The organism is Anaerotruncus sp. 1XD42-93 (assembly GCF_009917605.1).
GTDB lineage: Bacteria > Bacillota > Clostridia > Oscillospirales > Ruminococcaceae > Anaerotruncus.
On record NZ_QZEG01000002.1, the window covers coordinates 26,081 to 44,575 of the forward strand.

General features: G+C 55.9%; 20 protein-coding genes. All 20 read left to right on the forward strand.

The window, feature by feature from the left end:
• The first annotated feature begins 36 nt into the window (after positions 1 to 36).
• The 20 genes from D5269_RS00995 (at position 37) to D5269_RS01090 (ending at position 18,479) form a co-directional block, all read left to right on the forward strand.
• Positions 37 to 894 carry an AraC family transcriptional regulator gene (locus D5269_RS00995; protein ID WP_016315345.1) on the forward strand — a complete coding sequence of 286 codons (858 nt, stop codon included), beginning with the start codon at positions 37 to 39 and terminating at the stop codon, positions 892 to 894.
• Positions 885 to 1,787 (forward strand): mechanosensitive ion channel family protein, encoded by a 903-nt coding sequence (locus D5269_RS01000; RefSeq protein ID WP_016315346.1) that lies wholly within the window; start codon positions 885 to 887, stop codon positions 1,785 to 1,787. The genes D5269_RS00995 and D5269_RS01000 overlap by 10 nt, the downstream gene beginning before the upstream one ends.
• A gap of 102 nt (positions 1,788 to 1,889) precedes the next feature.
• Positions 1,890 to 3,725 (forward strand): TIGR03960 family B12-binding radical SAM protein, encoded by a 1,836-nt coding sequence (locus tag D5269_RS01005; protein WP_347707282.1) that lies wholly within the window; start codon positions 1,890 to 1,892, stop codon positions 3,723 to 3,725.
• The gene (locus tag D5269_RS01010; protein ID WP_158604799.1) at positions 3,718 to 4,392 is read left to right on the forward strand and encodes a TIGR03936 family radical SAM-associated protein; all 675 of its coding nucleotides are present in this window, start codon (positions 3,718 to 3,720) and stop codon (positions 4,390 to 4,392) included. The genes D5269_RS01005 and D5269_RS01010 overlap by 8 nt, the downstream gene beginning before the upstream one ends.
• Before the next feature lie 16 nt (positions 4,393 to 4,408).
• Positions 4,409 to 4,753, forward strand: a complete 345-nt coding sequence (locus tag D5269_RS01015) for a cupin domain-containing protein (RefSeq protein ID WP_016315349.1) — start codon at positions 4,409 to 4,411, stop codon at positions 4,751 to 4,753.
• Positions 4,754 to 4,943: 190 nt separating this feature from the next.
• Complete coding sequence (rplS, locus tag D5269_RS01020; RefSeq protein WP_016315350.1) at positions 4,944 to 5,288, forward strand: 50S ribosomal protein L19; 345 nt, start codon at positions 4,944 to 4,946, stop codon at positions 5,286 to 5,288.
• A 154-nt stretch (positions 5,289 to 5,442) separates the two neighbouring features.
• The gene (gene lepB / locus D5269_RS01025) at positions 5,443 to 6,045 is read left to right on the forward strand and encodes a signal peptidase I (protein ID WP_016315351.1); all 603 of its coding nucleotides are present in this window, start codon (positions 5,443 to 5,445) and stop codon (positions 6,043 to 6,045) included.
• A gap of 29 nt (positions 6,046 to 6,074) precedes the next feature.
• Complete coding sequence (gene lepB / locus D5269_RS01030) at positions 6,075 to 6,614, forward strand: signal peptidase I (protein WP_243150697.1); 540 nt, start codon at positions 6,075 to 6,077, stop codon at positions 6,612 to 6,614.
• Positions 6,615 to 6,626: 12 nt separating this feature from the next.
• On the forward strand, positions 6,627 to 7,166 hold the full coding sequence (gene lepB, locus D5269_RS01035; RefSeq protein WP_016315353.1) for a signal peptidase I: 540 nt from the start codon (positions 6,627 to 6,629) through the stop codon (positions 7,164 to 7,166).
• A 54-nt stretch (positions 7,167 to 7,220) separates the two neighbouring features.
• Positions 7,221 to 8,093: a ribosome biogenesis GTPase YlqF gene (gene ylqF / locus D5269_RS01040; protein WP_120481848.1), complete on the forward strand. Its 873-nt coding sequence runs from the start codon at positions 7,221 to 7,223 to the stop codon at positions 8,091 to 8,093.
• Positions 8,094 to 8,213: 120 nt separating this feature from the next.
• Positions 8,214 to 8,819: a ribonuclease HII gene (locus D5269_RS01045; protein WP_243126531.1), complete on the forward strand. Its 606-nt coding sequence runs from the start codon at positions 8,214 to 8,216 to the stop codon at positions 8,817 to 8,819.
• A gap of 4 nt (positions 8,820 to 8,823) precedes the next feature.
• Positions 8,824 to 9,225 carry a YraN family protein gene (locus D5269_RS01050; protein WP_120481696.1) on the forward strand — a complete coding sequence of 134 codons (402 nt, stop codon included), beginning with the start codon at positions 8,824 to 8,826 and terminating at the stop codon, positions 9,223 to 9,225.
• Positions 9,212 to 10,210 (forward strand): membrane dipeptidase, encoded by a 999-nt coding sequence (locus tag D5269_RS01055; protein ID WP_158604800.1) that lies wholly within the window; start codon positions 9,212 to 9,214, stop codon positions 10,208 to 10,210. Before D5269_RS01050 ends, D5269_RS01055 begins: the two co-directional genes overlap by 14 nt.
• Complete coding sequence (locus tag D5269_RS01060) at positions 10,211 to 10,915, forward strand: metallophosphoesterase (protein WP_120481701.1); 705 nt, start codon at positions 10,211 to 10,213, stop codon at positions 10,913 to 10,915.
• Between the two features lie 134 nt (positions 10,916 to 11,049).
• Positions 11,050 to 12,357 carry a trigger factor gene (gene tig / locus D5269_RS01065; RefSeq protein WP_243126532.1) on the forward strand — a complete coding sequence of 436 codons (1,308 nt, stop codon included), beginning with the start codon at positions 11,050 to 11,052 and terminating at the stop codon, positions 12,355 to 12,357.
• Between the two features lie 231 nt (positions 12,358 to 12,588).
• Positions 12,589 to 13,170 (forward strand): ATP-dependent Clp endopeptidase proteolytic subunit ClpP, encoded by a 582-nt coding sequence (gene clpP / locus D5269_RS01070; protein ID WP_016315360.1) that lies wholly within the window; start codon positions 12,589 to 12,591, stop codon positions 13,168 to 13,170.
• Between the two features lie 43 nt (positions 13,171 to 13,213).
• Positions 13,214 to 14,527: an ATP-dependent Clp protease ATP-binding subunit ClpX gene (gene clpX / locus D5269_RS01075; RefSeq protein WP_016315361.1), complete on the forward strand. Its 1,314-nt coding sequence runs from the start codon at positions 13,214 to 13,216 to the stop codon at positions 14,525 to 14,527.
• A gap of 488 nt (positions 14,528 to 15,015) precedes the next feature.
• Entirely contained in the window at positions 15,016 to 15,300 is a 285-nt protein-coding gene (locus D5269_RS01080; protein ID WP_016315362.1) for a co-chaperone GroES, read from the forward strand.
• A gap of 47 nt (positions 15,301 to 15,347) precedes the next feature.
• Entirely contained in the window at positions 15,348 to 16,976 is a 1,629-nt protein-coding gene (gene groL / locus D5269_RS01085) for a chaperonin GroEL (RefSeq protein ID WP_120481706.1), read from the forward strand.
• 132 nt (positions 16,977 to 17,108) lie between these two features.
• A complete protein-coding gene (locus D5269_RS01090) occupies positions 17,109 to 18,479 on the forward strand; it encodes an MATE family efflux transporter (RefSeq protein ID WP_120481708.1) in 1,371 nt (456 codons plus the stop codon).
• Positions 18,480 to 18,495 lie beyond the last annotated feature (16 nt).

Here is an 18,495-nt window from a genome sequence, read left to right on the forward strand (position 1 = left end):
ACACACTATTCTGTTATAGAGAAAGGGGGAGACATTATGCCATCCGAAAGTTTTAAGCGCTCCTACAAGACCAAAACCCGGGAAAGCCTGCCGGTCGCGGTTTATAACAGCGGGCTTCAGCAGTGTGACCCCGGCTATACCTGGGGGCCGGGCCTGCGTGACCACTGCCTGATCCACCATGTCACCTCCGGAAAAGGGGTTTTCCGCGTGGAGGATGCGGTCTACGAGGTGGGGGCGGGGGATACCTTTCTGGTCTATCCGGGGACGGTGGTCTCCTATACTGCTGACGTTGAGGATCCATGGGGGTACTGCTGGGTCGGGTTCAACGGTCCGGACGCCAAAATCCTGCTCACACAGACCCCCTTCACCCGGGAGCAGCCGGTGGTACGGTTCAGCGATCCGGACGCGGTTCGCGATGCGATCCAGTCGATCTATGCGGCGTCGGGCACCTCTTCCGCCTCCGAACTGCGGGCAATCGGACAGCTTTATCTCTTTCTGGCCCTGCTGGTGGAGCAGGGTGGTCAGGAACCTTCAGGCGATTTGATGCGGGAATATTTTGAAAGTGCGGTGCGGTTCATCACCCACAACTATTCCCATCCAATCGACGTGGGGGACATCGCCTCTAATGTCGGGATCAGCCGCAGCCACCTCTATCGGGTATTCATGCAGGAGGTGGATGTTTCCCCAAACGATTATCTGACCCGGTTCCGGGTCACACAGGCGTGCGAACTGCTTGAGCGGTCCACTCTTTCGATGGCAGAGGTCGCCGCATCGGTCGGCTACAGCGACCAGCTCTATTTCTCACGGGTGTTCAAGAAGGTCATCGGCCTGCCGCCCACCCAGTATAAACAGCAGAAGCTACAAACCAGACAGGGAGGAATATTATGGAACTGAATTCTGTTATGGGGCTGGATACAGTGGGGGCCGGTTCTGCCGCCGAGGGGATTCAGGAGGCGGTCAGCGAGATCGTCGGGATGGACACGCCCAACCGGTGGCGATTCCTGTTGGAGGGCCTGAAAAGGCTCGCGCCCAAGCTGCTTACCATTGTCCTGATCCTGTTGATCGGGACCCTGCTGATCCGCATGGTGATCCGGGTTTCCCGCAGGCTGCTCGAGAAGTCAAAGCTGGAGGTCACCCTGCATAGCTTCATCCTTTCTATTTTTAAAATCTGCCTTTATACCCTGCTCGGCATCCTCGCGCTGACCATCCTGATCCCCGACGCGATCGGGTGGGTGGTTGCCCTGATGAGCGTTTTCGGCTTGGCGGTTTCGCTCGCCATCCAGGACTCCCTCTCCAACCTCGCAGGCGGCATCTCGGTGCTGTTCACCAAGCCGTTCTCGATCGGGGACTATGTGGACATCGGCGGCAGAGAGGGAACAGTCCAGGACATCCGGCTCAACTATACGGTGATCAAGACGGTGGATAATAAGGTGGTCCATGTGCCGAATGGGGATGTGGCAAAAGCACAGATCACCAATTTTACAAGCGAGCCGATGCGCAGGCTTGACCTCGATTTTTCGATCGGCTATGAGGATGACTTCGCGCTCGCGCAGAAGCTGGTCACGGAGATGATCGCGCAGCATCCGCAGGCGTATGCTGATCCGGAGCCGATCGTGCGGATGGTCGGGCATGGAGAGTCAGCAGTGGTGCTTGGATGCCGGGTCTGGTGCGCTACACCGGATTATTGGAACCTCAAATTTGACCTGCTCGAACAGGTCAAGGAGCAGTTCGACCGTAACGGCATTTCGATCCCGTTCAACCGGCTTTACACCCGGTCCCATGGATAAAGCGGGTTTCTTGGGGGCTTGTGAAGGGAAGAAATCTATGGTATGATGGAAAAATACGGGACAGTTTGTGTGAAGAAGGGGTGTTGTGATCTTTTGAGGAATGTGAAAAAAGACCTGGAACGGATTCTTTTGCAGGTGCAGAAACCGTCCAGATATACCGGCGGGGAACTGGGGAGTGTTGTCAAGGACCCGGAAAAGGTGGATGTGCGGTTTGCGTTCTGCTTTCCGGACGTTTATGAAGTGGGGATGTCCCACCTAGGCATGAAAATCCTCTATGCGCTGACCAACGCGCGGGAAAACTATTGGTGCGAACGGGTTTTCGCGCCCGACCAGGATATGGAACAGCTCATGCGGGAGCGGGGAATTCCACTTTACGGTCTGGAGAGTCTCGACGCGATCGGGGAGTTCGATTTCATCGGTTTTACCCTGCAATATGAGATGAGTTTTACTGCGGTCCTGAACATGCTCGATCTGGCGGGGCTGGAGGTGCGCTCCAAAGACCGCCGCAACCTCTGGCCGGTGGTGGTAGCGGGCGGCCCCTGCGCCTGCAACCCGGAGCCGGTCGCCGATTTTATCGACCTGTTTATCCTCGGGGAGGGGGAGGAGGTCAACCTCGAACTGATGGACCTCTATCTCGTCTGCAAAAAAGAGGGATGTTCCAAGCAGGAGTTCCTGCGGCGCGCGGCACAGATTGAAGGGATTTATGTCCCGTCCCTCTACGAGGTGCGCTATCATCCGGACGGGACGGTCGCCGCAGTTGCTCCGCAGGAGGGTGCGCCTGCGGTCGTACACAAACGGATCATCCGCGATCTGGACAAGGTGTTCTATCCTGAAAATTTTGTGGTGCCGTTTACGCAGGCGGTGCACGACCGCGCGATGGTCGAGGTGCTGCGCGGCTGTATCCGGGGATGCCGGTTCTGTCAGGCCGGGTTTATCTATCGCCCTTTCCGCGAAAAGCAGGAAGACACGATTAACCGCAATGCGCACACGCTCTGCGACAATACCGGTTATGACGAGGTTTCCTTGACCTCGCTTTCTACAAGCGATTATTCCCAGCTGGAACCGCTGCTGAACGGGATGCTCACCTGGACCGAGCCGGACGCGGTCAATATCGCGCTTCCCTCCCTGCGGGTGGACAACTTTTCGAAAGAGCTGATCGACCGGGTTGCAGCGGTGCGGAAGTCATCTCTGACCTTTGCGCCCGAGGCGGGCACCCAGCGGATGCGGGATGTTATCAACAAGAATATCACCGAGGAGGAGGTTCTGCGGACCTGCCGGACTGCGTTTGAAGGCGGGTTCACCAATGTAAAGCTCTATTTTATGCTAGGGCTCCCAACCGAGACAGACGAGGATGTGGAGGGGATCGTCCATCTGGCGCAGAAGGTGGTCGACCTGTTCTACCATCTTCCGGATAAGCCGAAGGGCAAAGGGGTCAGCGTGAACGTGTCGGTCGCCTGTTTTGTGCCAAAGCCATTCACCCCATTCGAGTTTGAACCGCAGGATACGATGGAAAATCTGCGCCGCAAGCAGAAAATCCTGCTCGAAACAGTGCGTTCCCGCAAGATTAACGTCAAATACCACGACAGCCCGACCAGCTTTCTGGAAGCGGTGCTCGCGCGCGGCGACCGCAGGCTCTGCCCGATGGTGGAATACGCTTGGCGGAGCGGTTCCAAGCTGGATGGCTGGAACGATTATTTCCGGATGGAGCGCTGGGAGGATGCGGCGGAGGTATGCGGAATCGACCTCGCGTTCTATGCCAACCGAACCCGCAGCTATGATGAAATCATGCCGTGGGACCACCTTGATTACGGGGTGAGCAAGGCGTTCCTGATCCGTGAGAATGAGCGGGCGCATCAGGACGCCACAACCCCGCACTGCCGGAATCACTGCGCGGGATGCGGGGCAAACCGTCTGTTAGGGGGTGCATGTTTTGGCTGAACTGTTTCAGACGACCGTCCGGGTGTTCTGGAAGAAGGAAGGCCGGATAAAATACATCTCCCACCTCGATATCAACCGCTGTATGGCGCGTGCGCTCAAACGGTCGCGGCTCCCGGTCTGGCACACGCTCGGGTTTAACCCGCACATCTATACCACCTTCGCCCTGCCGCTTGCGCTCGGCTATGAGAGCGAGTGTGAATCGGTCGATTTCCGGTTGACCGAGCAGGTTCCGATGCAGGAGGTGGTCGACCGGCTGAATGCGGTGTTCCCTGAAGGGATGGCCGCTTACCATGCGGCTCCGGCGGTGCAGAAACCGGAGGCGATCTGCTGGGCCGATTACCGGATCATCCAGGAGTTTGACCATATCCCTGCGGAACAGGCTGCCCGGACGCTCTCCGACTGGTGCGCGCGTCCTGCGCTGCCCGTCCTGAAAAAGACAAAAAAAGGGGAACGGATGGTTGATGTCAAGCCGTATTTTTCGGTACAGGGGGTAGAGGCACAGAACAATGTCCTGACCCTTTCGGTGCGTGCAGCGGCAGGCGCGTCGCTGAACATCAACCCGACATTGGTGCTCGATACATTTGCCGCCGAGACCGGCACAGCCGCCGGCTGGCAGAGGGTGGTACGCACCGCCATTCTGGACGGGACGTTCCACGATTTCAGATAAAATGGAGGAAAAGCGTATGATTACCAGAGCAAACGAGTTGAACACATTTTCCAAGCCGTTTTTTGACGGGAAGGGCGAAGTGCAGATGCGGCAGGTTCTCCAGCCCGAGCAGTTCTGTGGACATGGCCGGCTGTTCAATCAGGTGACGATCCAGCCGGGATGCTCGCTCGGCTGGCATACCCATCAGGGTGAGAGTGAGACCTATTTCCTGCTTCAGGGCAAGGGGCTGTACAGCGACAATGGAAAAGAGGTCGAGCTGGAAGCCGGCGACTGCGCCTACTGCCCGAGCGGAGAGGGCCACAGCATCGAAAATATCGGTTCGGAGCCGCTGGTATTTATGGCTCTGATTGTCAATGCATAAAATTTTGTGCGGCCAAGGAAAAAATGCTTGCTTTTTTTGGCGCGATATGGTAGACTAGCTATTGCATGTAATGGACGTTGTGATCCTGCAACGGGTCTTCATGCCCAGCCAACCGGCTGCACATGTAAGCCAGACAGTCCTCTGCCGTGTGTTCGGGAATGAATGTCTGATAAAATTTAGGAGGAACAGTATGGACGCTTTAAAGCAGATTGCAAGCGAGTGCATCAAAGCAGAGATGCCCAAAGTCGAGATCGGTGACACCGTGAAGGTGCACGTCTGGATCAAAGAGGGCGAGAAGAAGAGAGTTCAGGTTTTTGAGGGCACCGTGATTGCGAAGAAACACGGCGGCATCTCCGAGACTTTCACCGTCCGCCGGGTGGCACATGGCTGCGGAGTTGAGAGGGTTTTCCCGATCCACTCCCCCAATATCGAAAAGGTGGATCTGGTCCGCAAAGGCCGTGTCCGCCGCAGCAAGCTCTACTATCTGCGTGACCGCGTTGGTAAGGCTGCCAAGGTCAAGGACATCATCCGCTAATCTGATTCTGATGCAAAAAAGCAGCCGCGATTTCTGCGGCTGCTTTTCCTTTTAAATGCGGCAGATAACAGGCCCTGGTTCCGGGCATCTTAATAATCGAAACAGTGGAAAAACTTTTTTTGATTTTTCAGGATGCGGAAAGGCGGTGCAGAGGATGAGCGGTTCATCCCGGCGTAAAAAGACGTTTCATTACGGGATCAGGCGTTCGCTCAACTGGATTTCGGCGCGGCGCACCCGCAGGAGGGAATTATTTGACTGGGTGGAATCCTGTGTGGATGCCCTCGTCCTGATTCTGCTGGCGTTCGTTTTTCTGGTGCGTACTGCTACCGTTTCCGGTTCCTCGATGGTACCGACCCTGCATGACCGGGAGCGGCTGCTGCTCTGGCAGGCGGGCTATCATGACCCGCAATATGGGGACATCGTGGTGGTTGACCGCACTGGGACCGGGGAAACACCGGTCATCAAGCGGGTGATCGGACGTGCGGGTGACCGGATTGACATTGACTTTTCAGCGGGCGAGGTGCGGCGCAATGGGGAGCTGCTTGACGAGCCGTATATTTACGAGCCGACCCACGCTTTCCGGGATGTGGATTTTCCGGCTGTTGTGCCCGATGGGACGGTTTTTGTGCTGGGGGATAACCGTAACCACTCGCTCGACAGCCGGGACAGCTCGATCGGCATGGTAGACCTGCGTCAAATCATGGGCAAGGCAGTATTTCGGCTTTACCCGTTTGAGGCGGCAGGCTGTATCGGGTGAAAAGTATGACAAGGAAGGGTATGACAGCGATGGAAAAAAAGGAGGGCCAGATCAGCGAGCTTTATGAGCTTGTGGAGTCGTTTGTCTGGATGTTGGGGGTGCTGTTGGTGGTCTGCTGTTTTTTTGTGCGGACCGCTACGGTGGACGGTGGGTCGATGTTCCCGACGCTGGAGGATCGCGAAAACCTGCTGTTGCAGGTGGCAGGATGTGGGAACGCCTCCTATGGTGACATCCTTGTGGTCAACGCGCCCGATCTTGCAGAAAAGGTGATTATCAAACGGGTGGTCGGTCTTGCCGGAGACACGATCGAGATTGATTTTGATACCGGTGAGGTGCGGCGCAACGGGGAGCTGCTTGATGAGCCATATATCAACGAGCCGACCTGGACCTGGGAGGGGGTTGACTTCCCGGTACAGGTGCCGGAAGGGCATCTGTTTGTGCTGGGGGATAACCGCAACCATTCCAAGGACAGCCGCTCCCCTGATATTGGGATGGTAGATGTCCGGGAGATCATCGGGCGGGCCTTTTTCCGCCTGACGCCGTTTGCCAGGGTGGGCAGTATCAACTGAAGGAGTTCGGAGATGGAACAACAGGAAAATCCGCTGCTCGAGCTTTACGAGTGGCTGGAATCGGGGATCGTGACAGTGGTGGGAATGCTGCTGCTCTTCACCCTGATAGTGCGTCCGGCGACGGTCAACGGTCCGTCGATGATGAAAACCCTGCACGACGGAGACCGGCTGATCCTACAGCAGGCGGGATACCACGACCCGCAGTATGGGGACATCGTGGTGATCGACCGCACCGGCACCGGGGAACCGGCGATTGTCAAACGGGTGATCGGGCGGGCAGGGGACACGATCGACATTGATTTTACCGCACATACTGTCCGGCGCAATGGGGAACTGCTCGACGAGCCATATGTCAATGAGCCGACCGAGCTTGGTTATGATGTGGAGTTCCCGGTGACGGTGCCGGAAGGGTGCATCTTTGTGCTGGGGGACAACCGCAACAATTCGCTCGACAGCCGCGCCTCCGAGATCGGGATGGTGGATGTCCGGCGGGTGATGGGCAAAGCGGTCTTTCGTTTTTTCCCATTTGGGAAGATTGGCGGCGTGTCCTGAATACTGGGAAGGAGTTTTAGCATGGAAGAATTGGAACAGACCCCAAACCAGCCGATGGCGCCGTTGCCATCGATCCAGTGGTTTCCTGGGCATATGACCAAAACCCGCCGGCTGATGGAGAAAAGCCTCCGCCTGGTGGACTTGGTGGTGGAGCTGACCGATGCGCGGATTCCCGCATCCAGCCGCAATCCGGAGATCGACCGGCTGGTAGGGAACAAACCCCGGGTGCTTCTGCTTAACAAGTGCGATTCCGCAGACGAGTCTGCAACCTCAAAATGGCTTGCCTGTTATGCGAAGCAGGGCATCCCGGCGATTGCGACCGATTGCCGCAGCGGCAAGGGATTAAAAGCGTTTCTGCCGCTTGTCCGGCAGACCCTTTCGGAGCAGCTCGCGCGCCGCGCCGCCCGCGGGATGGCCGGACAGCCGATCCGCATGATGATTGTCGGGATTCCAAATGTGGGCAAGTCCTCGCTGATTAACCGTCTGGCGGGTTCGCGCCGCACCAAGGTGGAGGATCGTCCAGGTGTGACACGGGGCCGGCAGTGGGTGTCGCTCGAGGGCGGGATCGAGCTGCTTGATATGGCGGGTATCCTCTGGCCCAAGTTCGAGGACCCGCTGGTTGGGGAGCGGCTGGCGTTCACCGGCGCGGTCAAGGACGATGTCCTCGACATCGAACTGTTGGCGATGCGGCTGCTCCTGCTGCTTCAGGAGGAATATCCTGACCTGCTTGCGCGGCGGTATAAATTCCGGGAGGGGGAAGCGGACGGTTTGGATGCATATGCGCTGCTGGAACTGGTTGGACGCCGGCGCGGTATGCTGGTTTCGGGCGGCGAGGTCAATACAGAACGGGCGGCAATCACTGTTCTGGACGAGTTCCGGAGCGGGAAGATGGGCCGTCTGACCCTCGAGCTTCCGCCGCGTTCCTGAATTCTGATGTCAGGGGGCGCCCGCCAAGCCTACTTTTTGCCGCTGTTAAAGATATGCACTGGCAAATCGGGGAAACTGTTTCGATGAAAAATCCGTTCTGGGCAGATGGAAGGTGTGGAGATGTACGAATACGAACAGGAAGCCTATGCGCAGGGATTTCGGGCGGTCTGCGGGGTGGATGAGGCAGGCCGCGGCCCGCTGGCGGGCGACGTTTACGCAGCGGCGGTGATCCTGCCGCAGGGGTTGGAAATTCCGGGGATTGACGATTCCAAAAAGCTCTCCGCCAAAAAGCGCGAACAGCTTTACGAGCAGATCTGCACACAGGCAGCGGCTTACTGCATCTCCTCGGCGACCGTCGAGGAGATCGACCGGCTGAACATCCTGCAAGCATCCATGCTGGCAATGCGCCGGGCGGTTGCGGGGCTTTCCATATGTCCTGATCTTGCGCTGGTTGACGGGAACCGGGACCCGGCCTTCCCGGACGGGCTTGCCTGCCGGACGATCGTCCACGGGGATGCCAGATCAGGCTCGATCGCGGCAGCGTCGATTCTGGCGAAGGTCGCGCGGGACCGGTATATGAAGGCATTGGATGCCAAATATCCCGCCTATGCATTCTCCAAGCACAAAGGCTATGGAACAAAGCTCCATTATCAGATGTTGGATGAGAATGGGGTATCCCCGGTCCACCGCCGGACGTTCCTGAAAAAATGGGAAGCCGGGAGATAGCGGGATGGCGACAACGCGTCAGCGGGGGGCACTGGGGGAAGCGTTTGCCTGTGCGCGCCTGCTTGAGGACGGATATCGTATTCTGGAACGCAACTGGCGCAGCGGCAAAAGCGAAATCGACCTAATCGCCCAGAAAGGGAATGTGATTGCATTCATCGAGGTAAAGACCCGCGCTCAGGATGGGTGGTGCACACCGTCACAGGCGCTGACCCGCAGCCAGCAGCGGCGGATCATACTGGCGGCGGTGGCATATCTGCGGGGAAAGGGCATATACAATACAGGGATGTTCCAGCCGCGGTTCGACCTGTTCGAGGTTGTGACCGCCTGTGCTGGTTCGCCCGAGGTGGTGCGGTACCGTCATCTGACGTCCGCCTATGATACGGAGGGGTTTGATGTTTTTATTTGATCTGCACTGTGACACGATCGGGCGGCTGCACGACAACATCTGTCTCAAACCGGGGGAGGGTTCATTCCTGTCTGAAGGGGTATTTCTGACCGAGGGGAGTCTCCCCAAAACGGACACGCTGCTGCACAACCACGGGCATCTTGCGCTCGACCGGATGGCAGGGATCGACTGGTGCCAGTGTTTTGCGGTCTTTATGCCGGACCAATACCGGGGCCCGGACGCGGTCGCCTATTTTGAGAGCTGTTACCGGTATTTTCAGACCCAGCTTGCGCAAAATGCCGGCCGGCTGGCGCAGGTGCAGACGGTCGGACAGCTGAAATCCGCGCTTTCGGACGGCAAAGCTGCCGCCATGCTGACGGTAGAAGGCGGTTCCGCTCTGGGCGGTGACCTCTCGCGGATAGGCAGGCTGGCGGAATGCGGGGTCCGGGTGGTGACGCTGACCTGGAACGGCGAGAATGAACTGGCGAGCGGCAGTGCAACCACCCATGGATTTTCGGGATTTGGACGGGAAGCGGTGGCTGAGATGGAGCGGGCCGGGATTGTCGCGGATGTCTCCCACCTGAACGACCGGGGATTTGAAGAGCTGGCGGGGTTTGCGCGCCGCCCGTTCATCGCGACCCACAGCAACGCCCGGTCGGTACAGAACCATCCCCGCAACCTGACCGACGACCAGTTCCGCCATATCGTTTCCATCGGCGGGCTCGTAGGGCTGAACTTCTGTGTCCGTTTCCTCTCGAATGACCCCGACCCGGCATTCCCGCGGCTGGCGGCGCATCTGGAGCGGTTTCTCCGGCTGGGTGGGGAGGATGTGGTTGCGCTTGGCTCCGACTTTGATGGATGTGATGTCCCCTCCTGGCTCGGCTCCGGGGAAAAATTCCCGGACCTCTACCGGGAGGTCTGCGGCGGGTTCGGGCAGGGGATCGCCGACAAGCTGTTCTTTACCAATGCGGCAGACTTCTTTGCGCGCTGGGAAGGGGGGATGTAAATGGCGGTCTACACGATCAGCGATCTGCACCTCTCCCTTTCGGGGGACCATTCGATGGATGTGTTTCCGGGATGGCAGGGGTATGTCGAGCGGATCGAGCAAAACTGGCGGGAACACATCACGGATGCAGATACGGTGGTGCTTCCCGGCGATACCTCATGGGGGCTTTCCCTGGAGGAGTCGCTCGCGGACTTCGCTTTCATTGACCGCCTCCCTGGGAAAAAAATCCTGCTCAAGGGGAACCATGATTACTGGTGGACCACAAAAAACAAGATGGAGCGTTTTTTTTCAGAACATGGATTAAATTCCCTGCAAATTCTCCATAATAACAGCGTTGTGGTAGAAGGAATGGCGATCTGCGGTTCGCGGGGCTGGCTGTTCGAGACAGGCGAGGCGTTTGACGCGAAGATCATCAATCGGGAGGCGATCCGGCTCGAGCTTTCGCTCGCCGAGGCGGAAAAAATAGGGCAGCCGCCGGTTGTATTCCTGCACTATCCGCCAGTCTATGGAGAAAATGAGTCCCCGCAGATTCTGGATGTGCTTTGCAGGCACCGGGTTTCCCGCTGCTATTACGGCCATATCCATGCCGCGGGCTGCCGCTATGCAGTCGAAGGGCGGTATCTGGGCATCCATTTCCGGCTGGTGAGCAGTGATTTTCTCAGGTTTACCCCGGTTCTGGTGGAATTCCCTGAAGAATTTTCCTGAATTCATAAAAAATCTCTTGGCATTGACGGTTCTATTTGCTATAATATTAAATTGGTGGGCAAAAAGCCCAAATACGTTCCTCCATGAAAAGTGGCAGGAGCAGTTTAAAGTACGTTTTCAGGAGGAAGTATAAAATGGCAGTTATTTCCCAGAAAGTAAATGATGACAAACGTGTGGAACTGACAATTTCGGTCGGTGCAGAAGAGTTCGGCAAGGCGATTGACGCTGCTTACAGAAAAAATGTCAAACGGATGCAGGTGCCGGGATTCCGGAAAGGAAAGGCCCCCCGCAAGATGATTGAAAAGATGTACGGCGAGGGCGTTTTCTTTGAGGACGCGATTAACAGCACCTATCCGAAGGCATATCAGGCGGCAATCATTGAAACCGGTATCAAACCGGTCGACCGCGCGGACATTGAGGTGGAGGATGCTTCCGCCGCTGAGGGCTATATCTTTAAGGCAACGGTTGCGGTCAAGCCGGAAGTCAAGGTTGCGGATTATAAGGGCCTCAAGGTCGAGAAGGTTGTGCGCACTGCGACCGATGAGGACGTCGATGCGGAGATCAAGCGGATGCAGGAGCAGAACGGCCGGATGATTACCGTTGAAGGCCGCGCAGCTCAGACCGGCGATACCGCAGTCATTGATTTTGAGGGGTTCCTGGACGGTGTCGCGTTCGAAGGCGGCAAAGGGGAGTCCCACCCGCTCCAGCTCGGCTCCAACAGCTTTATTCCCGGATTTGAGGAGCAGGTCGCGGGCCATAATGCCGGTGATGCGTTTGATGTGAATGTCACCTTCCCGGAGGATTATCACGCGGAGGAGCTGAAAGGCAAAGCGGCAGTGTTCAAATGTAAGCTGCATGAGATCCGCGCCAAAGAGCTGCCCGAGCTGGATGATGAGTTTGCGAAGGATGTCAGTGAATTTGACACACTCGGCGAGCTGAAAGCAGACCTCAAGAAGAAACAGCAGGAGCGTCTGGATGACCAGAGCCAGACCGAGGTTGAAAACAAGCTGATGGAGATGGTTTCGAACAGCATGGAGGCGGATATCCCGGCGTGCATGTACGAGAACCGCATTGATGATATGGTGCAGGAGTTCGATTACCGTTTGCAGGCGCAGGGCCTCAACCTGCCGACCTATCTGAAGTATGCCGGCAAGGAGATGAGTGAGTTCCGGGATGGGTTCCGGCAGGAGGCGGAGTCTCAGGTAAAGGTCCGTCTGGCGCTTGAGAAGATTGTTGAGCTGGAAGGGATCGAGGTTTCGGATGAGGAACTGGAGGAAGAGCTGAAAGACATCGCGAAAGGATACAACACCGATCTTGAGCGGGTCAAGCAGATCGTTCCGTCCTCCGAAGTTTCTCATGGCATCGCGATGAACAAGGCGCTCGACATGATCCGCGAGAGCGCGGAAATTTCCGAAGTCAGCCCCGAAAAAACCGCTGACTGAGCAAGGCACTATCGAGGACAGAGAAAGGGACCGGAAACGGTCTCCCACAAACTCAAAGAGGGAGTCCCTGCCGAGTGATCGCGCAGGTTACATATCAATGCGGCAGTAATGCCGCATTGATATTCTAGCGGCAAGCTGTCCAAATGTGTGGGCAGTATGCTCTGAAACCGTCATTTTGGATTGTAGAGGGATGTTTTGCGGCAGATCCAATCCATCTAGGAGGTAATTCATATGGGCTTAGTGCCAATGGTAGTGGAACAAACAAACAGGGGCGAGCGGTCGTATGATATTTTTTCCCGTTTGCTCAATGATCGGATTGTCATGCTCTGCGACGAGGTGAACGATGCTTCTGCAAGCCTGGTGGTTGCGCAGCTTCTGTATCTGGAAGGACAGGACCCCGACAAGGACATCAGCCTCTACATCAACAGCCCGGGCGGGTCGATCTCCGCGGGCATGGCGATCTACGACACAATGAACTATATCAAATGCGATGTATCAACCATCTGCATGGGCCTGGCAGCCTCAATGGGTGCATTCCTGCTCTCATCGGGCGCGAAAGGCAAGCGTCTCGCCCTGCCCAACTCCGAAATCATGATCCATCAGCCGTCGAGCGGGGTACAGGGGCAGGCGACCGACATGAAAATCCGCACCGACTGGGTGATCCGCACGCGGGAGAAACTGAACCGTATTATGTCGGAACAAACGGGACAGCCGCTTGAGGTGATTGAGCGCGATACCGAACGCGACAATTTTATGACTGCCCAGCAGGCAGTGGATTACGGTCTGGTGGATAAGATCATCGACCATCGTTAAAAGTTGGCATCTGCGTGAAGCCGACGATTTTAGGAGGTGTCACATGGCAAGAATGGAGGATCAAAGGGAACTGCGCTGTTCATTTTGCGGTAAGATGCAGGCGCAGGTACAGCGTTTGATCGCCGGCCCGGGCGTCTGCATCTGCAACGAATGCGTGGAGCTGTGCCAGAGTGTTTTGGATGACGATGCCCCTCCGCAGCGCTCCAGCCGTCACCAGCGGCCGGAGCAGCAACAGATTACTGTATATAAGCCGCGTGAGATTAAAGAAAAACTGGATGAATATGTGATCGGGCAGGACCAAGCGAAGCGTGCGCTCTCGGTCGCGGTCTATAACCACTATAAGCGCATCTATTTCGGGGACATGGGGGATGTTGAGCTGAACAAGTCGAATATCCTTCTGCTCGGCCCGACAGGCGTGGGCAAAACCCTGCTGGCGCAGACCCTCGCGCGGATGCTCAATGTTCCGTTTGCCATCGCGGATGCAACCACCCTGACCGAAGCGGGCTATGTCGGCGAGGATGTTGAAAACATCCTTCTTCGGCTGCTTCAGGCGGCAGATTATGATGTGGAGCGTGCGCAGAAAGGGATTATCTACATCGACGAGATCGACAAGATCACCCGCAAGAGTGAGAACCCTTCGATCACCCGTGATGTTTCGGGTGAAGGTGTGCAGCAGGCACTGCTGAAAATCCTGGAAGGTACGGTTGCGAACGTCCCGCCCGCAGGAGGGCGGAAGCACCCTCAGCAGGAATTTATCCAAATTGACACAAGGGACATCCTGTTTATCTGCGGCGGCGCGTTCGAGGGGATCGAAAAGATCATCGAACGCCGTACAGATAAGAGTTCCCTCGGGTTTGGATCGACCATCAAAGATGCAAAAGCGATCGACCAGCTGGTGCACCAGGTTACGCCGCAGGATTTGATCCGTTTTGGGATGATTCCCGAAATGATCGGGCGCATCCCGCTGATTACTGTCCTCGAAGCACTCGACCGGGAAGCGTTGGTCCGCATCCTCACCGAGCCCAAAAATTCGATCGTCCGGCAGTATCAGCAGTTCTTCAGGCTGGATAACATCGAGCTGGTTTTTGAACCGGAAGCGTTGGAGGCGGTCGCTGACCGCGCGATCGAACGGAAAACTGGAGCACGCGGCCTGCATGCAATCATGGAGGATGTACTGGGAGATTTGATGTACGAGTCACCTTCGGATCATACCATTAAAAAGATTACGATAACCAAAAACTGCGTGACCGAAGAAGAGAAGCCGGTTTGCGAATTCGATCCGGCCCGGCGTCCGCAGAGGCTCCAGATTACAGCAGCCCGGCGTCCGGTCCGTCCTCGCAGGGACAGCGCTTCTTAGAACCTGTTTAGCACCTAAAGTTTTACTCGATTTTTTTCAAAAAATCGCGGGGTCGAGGGGCAGAGCCCCTGCCGCCGCGCGCACGTGGCGGAATGCTTTATCCTGTGAAGCGCTTTTTTCGGGCGAATTGTCGCGAAGCGGCAAGAGGGGGCTTTTTGCAAGAGAAAAAGCCCCCTGCATAAGCAAATACAAAACAGGTTCTTAAATTCGGAAAATAGAAGTTTGGAAGATAAAAACCGTATTGACGCGGGCTGCGTTAATACGGTTTTTATGGAGTGTAGAATCTGTAGCTTTTTAGAATCGTCTCCTGTTTCCAGAGGATGTACAGGGAAATTGGAAGCGGGATTGTAACAAAACTGTTAAAATTCAGAAAAGATCAAAAAAGGGGGTTGATTTTTAGAAAATTTGTATTATTATAATATTAGCACTCGAGAATAATGAGTGCTAAAGCGAGTTTTCAATTTAATTTTTATATTGGAGGAATTGTAATGACAATCAAACCATTGGCAGACAGAGTTGTCACGAAGATGGTAGAGGCCGAGGAGACCACCAAGAGCGGCATCATCCTCGCAGGTTCGGCGAAAGAGAAACCGGAGATCGCGGAAGTGCTGGCAGTTGGGCCGGGCGGCATGGTGGATGGCAAGGAAGTCACCATGACAGTCAAAGTGGGCGATAAGGTGCTCATGAGCAAATATTCTGGAAGCCAGGTCAAGGTGGACGGGGAAGAATATACCATTCTTCGTCAGGGCGACATCCTCGCGATCGTGGAATAAGCCTGTCTCAGTCAATTTTTTATGGAATGAAAGGAAGATGAACCATTATGGCAAAAGTAATTGCTTACGGCGAGGAAGCCAGAAAGTCGCTTCAGGCCGGTATTGATAAACTCGCGGATACTGTTAAGATTACCCTTGGCCCCAAAGGGCGCAACGTGGTTCTGGATAAGAAGTTCGGCGCCCCGCTGATTACCAATGACGGTGTGACGATCGCGAAAGAGATCGAGCTGGGCGACGCGTTCGAGAATATGGGCGCACAGCTGGTGAAAGAGGTTGCAACCAAGACTAACGACGCAGCCGGCGACGGTACCACCACCGCAACCCTGCTGGCACAGGCGCTCGTCCGCGAGGGAATGAAGAATGTCGCTTCCGGTGCAAACCCGATGATCGTAAAAAAAGGCATGGCGAAAGCTGTGGATGCTGCGGTTGAGGCGATCAAGGAGAATTCCAAGAAGGTCAAAGGCAGCGAGGACATTGCCCGCGTTGGTTCGGTTTCTTCGGGTGACGAGTTTATCGGCAAACTGATTGCGGAAGCGATGGAGAAAGTTTCGGCTGATGGCGTTATCACAATTGAAGAGTCCAAGACCGCCGAGACCTATACCGAGGTAGTCGAAGGAATGCAGTTCGACCGCGGCTACATCACCCCGTATATGGTCACCGATACCGAGAAGATGGAAGCAGTTCTGGATGACGCTTACATCCTGATCACCGACAAGAAGATTTCCAACATCCAGGAAATCCTGCCGTTGCTCGAGCAGGTGGTTCAGGGCGGCAAAAAGCTGTTGATTATCGCTGAGGATGTCGAGGGCGAGGCACTCTCCACCCTGATCGTTAACCGCCTGCGCGGTACCTTCACCTGTGTTGCAGTCAAGGCTCCGGGCTTCGGCGACCGCCGGAAAGATATGCTCCGTGATATTGCGATCCTCACCGGCGGCGAGGTCATCAGCGAGGAGCTGGGTCTCGAACTGAAAGATACCCAGTTCAGCCAGCTCGGACGTGCACGTCAGGTCGTGATCCAGAAAGAGAACACGATCATCGTTGATGGCTCAGGCGACAGCAAGGAGATCAAAGATCGGGTCAACCAGATCCGCGCACAGATCGAAACCACGACCAGCGATTACGACAAAGAGAAGCTGCAGGAGCGCCTGGCAAAACTGGCGGGCGGTGTCGCGGTTATCAAGGTCGGTGCAGCGACTGAGATCGAGATGAAAGAGAAGAAACTCCGCATTGAGGATGCGTTGGCTTCGACCAAGGCGGCCGTAGAGGAAGGCATCGTTGCAGGCGGCGGTATCGCTCCGCTGAACGCGACTGCGGCGGTTGAGAAACTGATCCCGACCCTCGACGGTGACGAGAAAACCGGTGCAAAGATCGTCCTGCGCGCGCTGGAGGAGCCTGTCCGCCAGATCGCTGCGAATGCCGGCATGGAAGGTTCGGTCATCATTGACACGATCAAGCGTTCCGAGAAGGTTGGCTATGGCTTCGATTTCTACAAAGAGACTTACGGCGATATGATCGAACTCGGCATCGTAGATCCGACCAAGGTTACCAGAAGCGCAATCCAGAATGCGGCTTCGGTTGCAGCGATGGTTCTGACCACCGAATCGCTGGTTGCTGACGAGAAAGAGGAGAATCCGGCTCCTGCAATGCCTGCTGGCGGCATGGGCGGCATGTACTGATTTGAGAAAATAAGAGCTTTCGACCCCCTGCATCGTTCTGGTGCAGGGGTTTACTTTTATGATGGATTGTGCTAATATAGAAAAGTTAATCTTGAAATCTGTAGACATGCCATGACAGAAAGGAATGAGAAGATGGAGGCAAGAAAAGAGAACAAGATGGGCACTATGCCGGTTAGCAGGCTGCTCATCAGTATGTCGCTCCCAATCATGATTTCGATGCTGGTGCAGGCGATGTACAACATCGTAGACAGTATTTTTGTGGCGCAGGTGAGCGAGAATGCCCTGACTGCGGTTTCTCTGGCATTTCCGGTTCAAAACCTGATGATCGCGGTATCGGTGGGTACCGGTGTGGGTATCAACTCGCTGCTCTCCCGCAGGCTGGGGGAACGCAATTTCGAGGACGCGAATGCTACCGCGGAAAATGGGCTTGTCCTGGCGGTCATCAGCGCGGCATTGTTTGCCCTGTTTGGCGGGCTGTTTTCAGAGCAGTTCTTCCGGCTGTTTACCCAGACCAAGGAGATTGTCGAGATGGGGACCGGTTATCTTACCATCTGCACAGTGTTTTCCTTCGGGATTTTTTTACAGGTCACAGCCGAGCGGATCATGCAGTCGACAGGCAACACGATCTACAATATGATTACACAGGGGATCGGCGCGATCACCAATATTATCCTTGACCCGATCCTGATTTTTGGTCTGTACGGGATGCCCGCGATGGGCGTCAACGGTGCGGCGGCCGCAACCGTGGTGGGACAGATTCTGGCGATGGTGCTTGGTCTGCTCTTCAACGTCCTGTTCAACCATGACGTCAGGATCAGCTTCAAAGGGTTCCGTCCCAACCTGCGCATTATCCGGGAAATCTATAAGGTCGGTGTGCCTTCGATCATTATGCAGTCGATCGCAACCGTCATGACAATCGGGATGAACAAAATCCTGATTCCCTTTACCGAAACAGCGGTTTCGGTGTTCGGCGTCTATTTCAAGCTGCAGAGCTTTGTCTTTATGCCGGTGTTCGGACTGACCAATGGGCTGGTGCCGATCGTGGCTTATAACTATGGAGCGCGCAAAAAGGAACGGATCATTCATGCGGTCAAGGATGCGGCGCTCTATGCATTCAGCATCATGGCATTGGGTTTGCTGATCTTTCAGACAATGCCGGTGCAGCTCCTGCGGATGTTCAAAGCCTCCGATTCGATGCTGGCCATCGGTGTGCCTGCCCTGCGGCTGATCAGCATCAGCTTTTTGGGGGCGGGCGTATCGATCGTCTTTTCGTCGGTTTTCCAGGCGGTCGGGAACGGCGTGCTCAGTCTGGTGACTTCGGTTGCGCGCCAGCTGATCGTTATTCTGCCGGTGGCGTGGCTGATGGCGCGCGAGTTTGGCCTGAATGCGGTCTGGTTGTCGTTCCCGATCGCGGAGGCGGTTTCTCTGCTGCTTTCGTTGATCTTCTACCACCATGTCTATCAGACGATGATCGAACCGCTTTTCGAGGAAGAGCCTGCGTGAGCACAGGACAGATGAA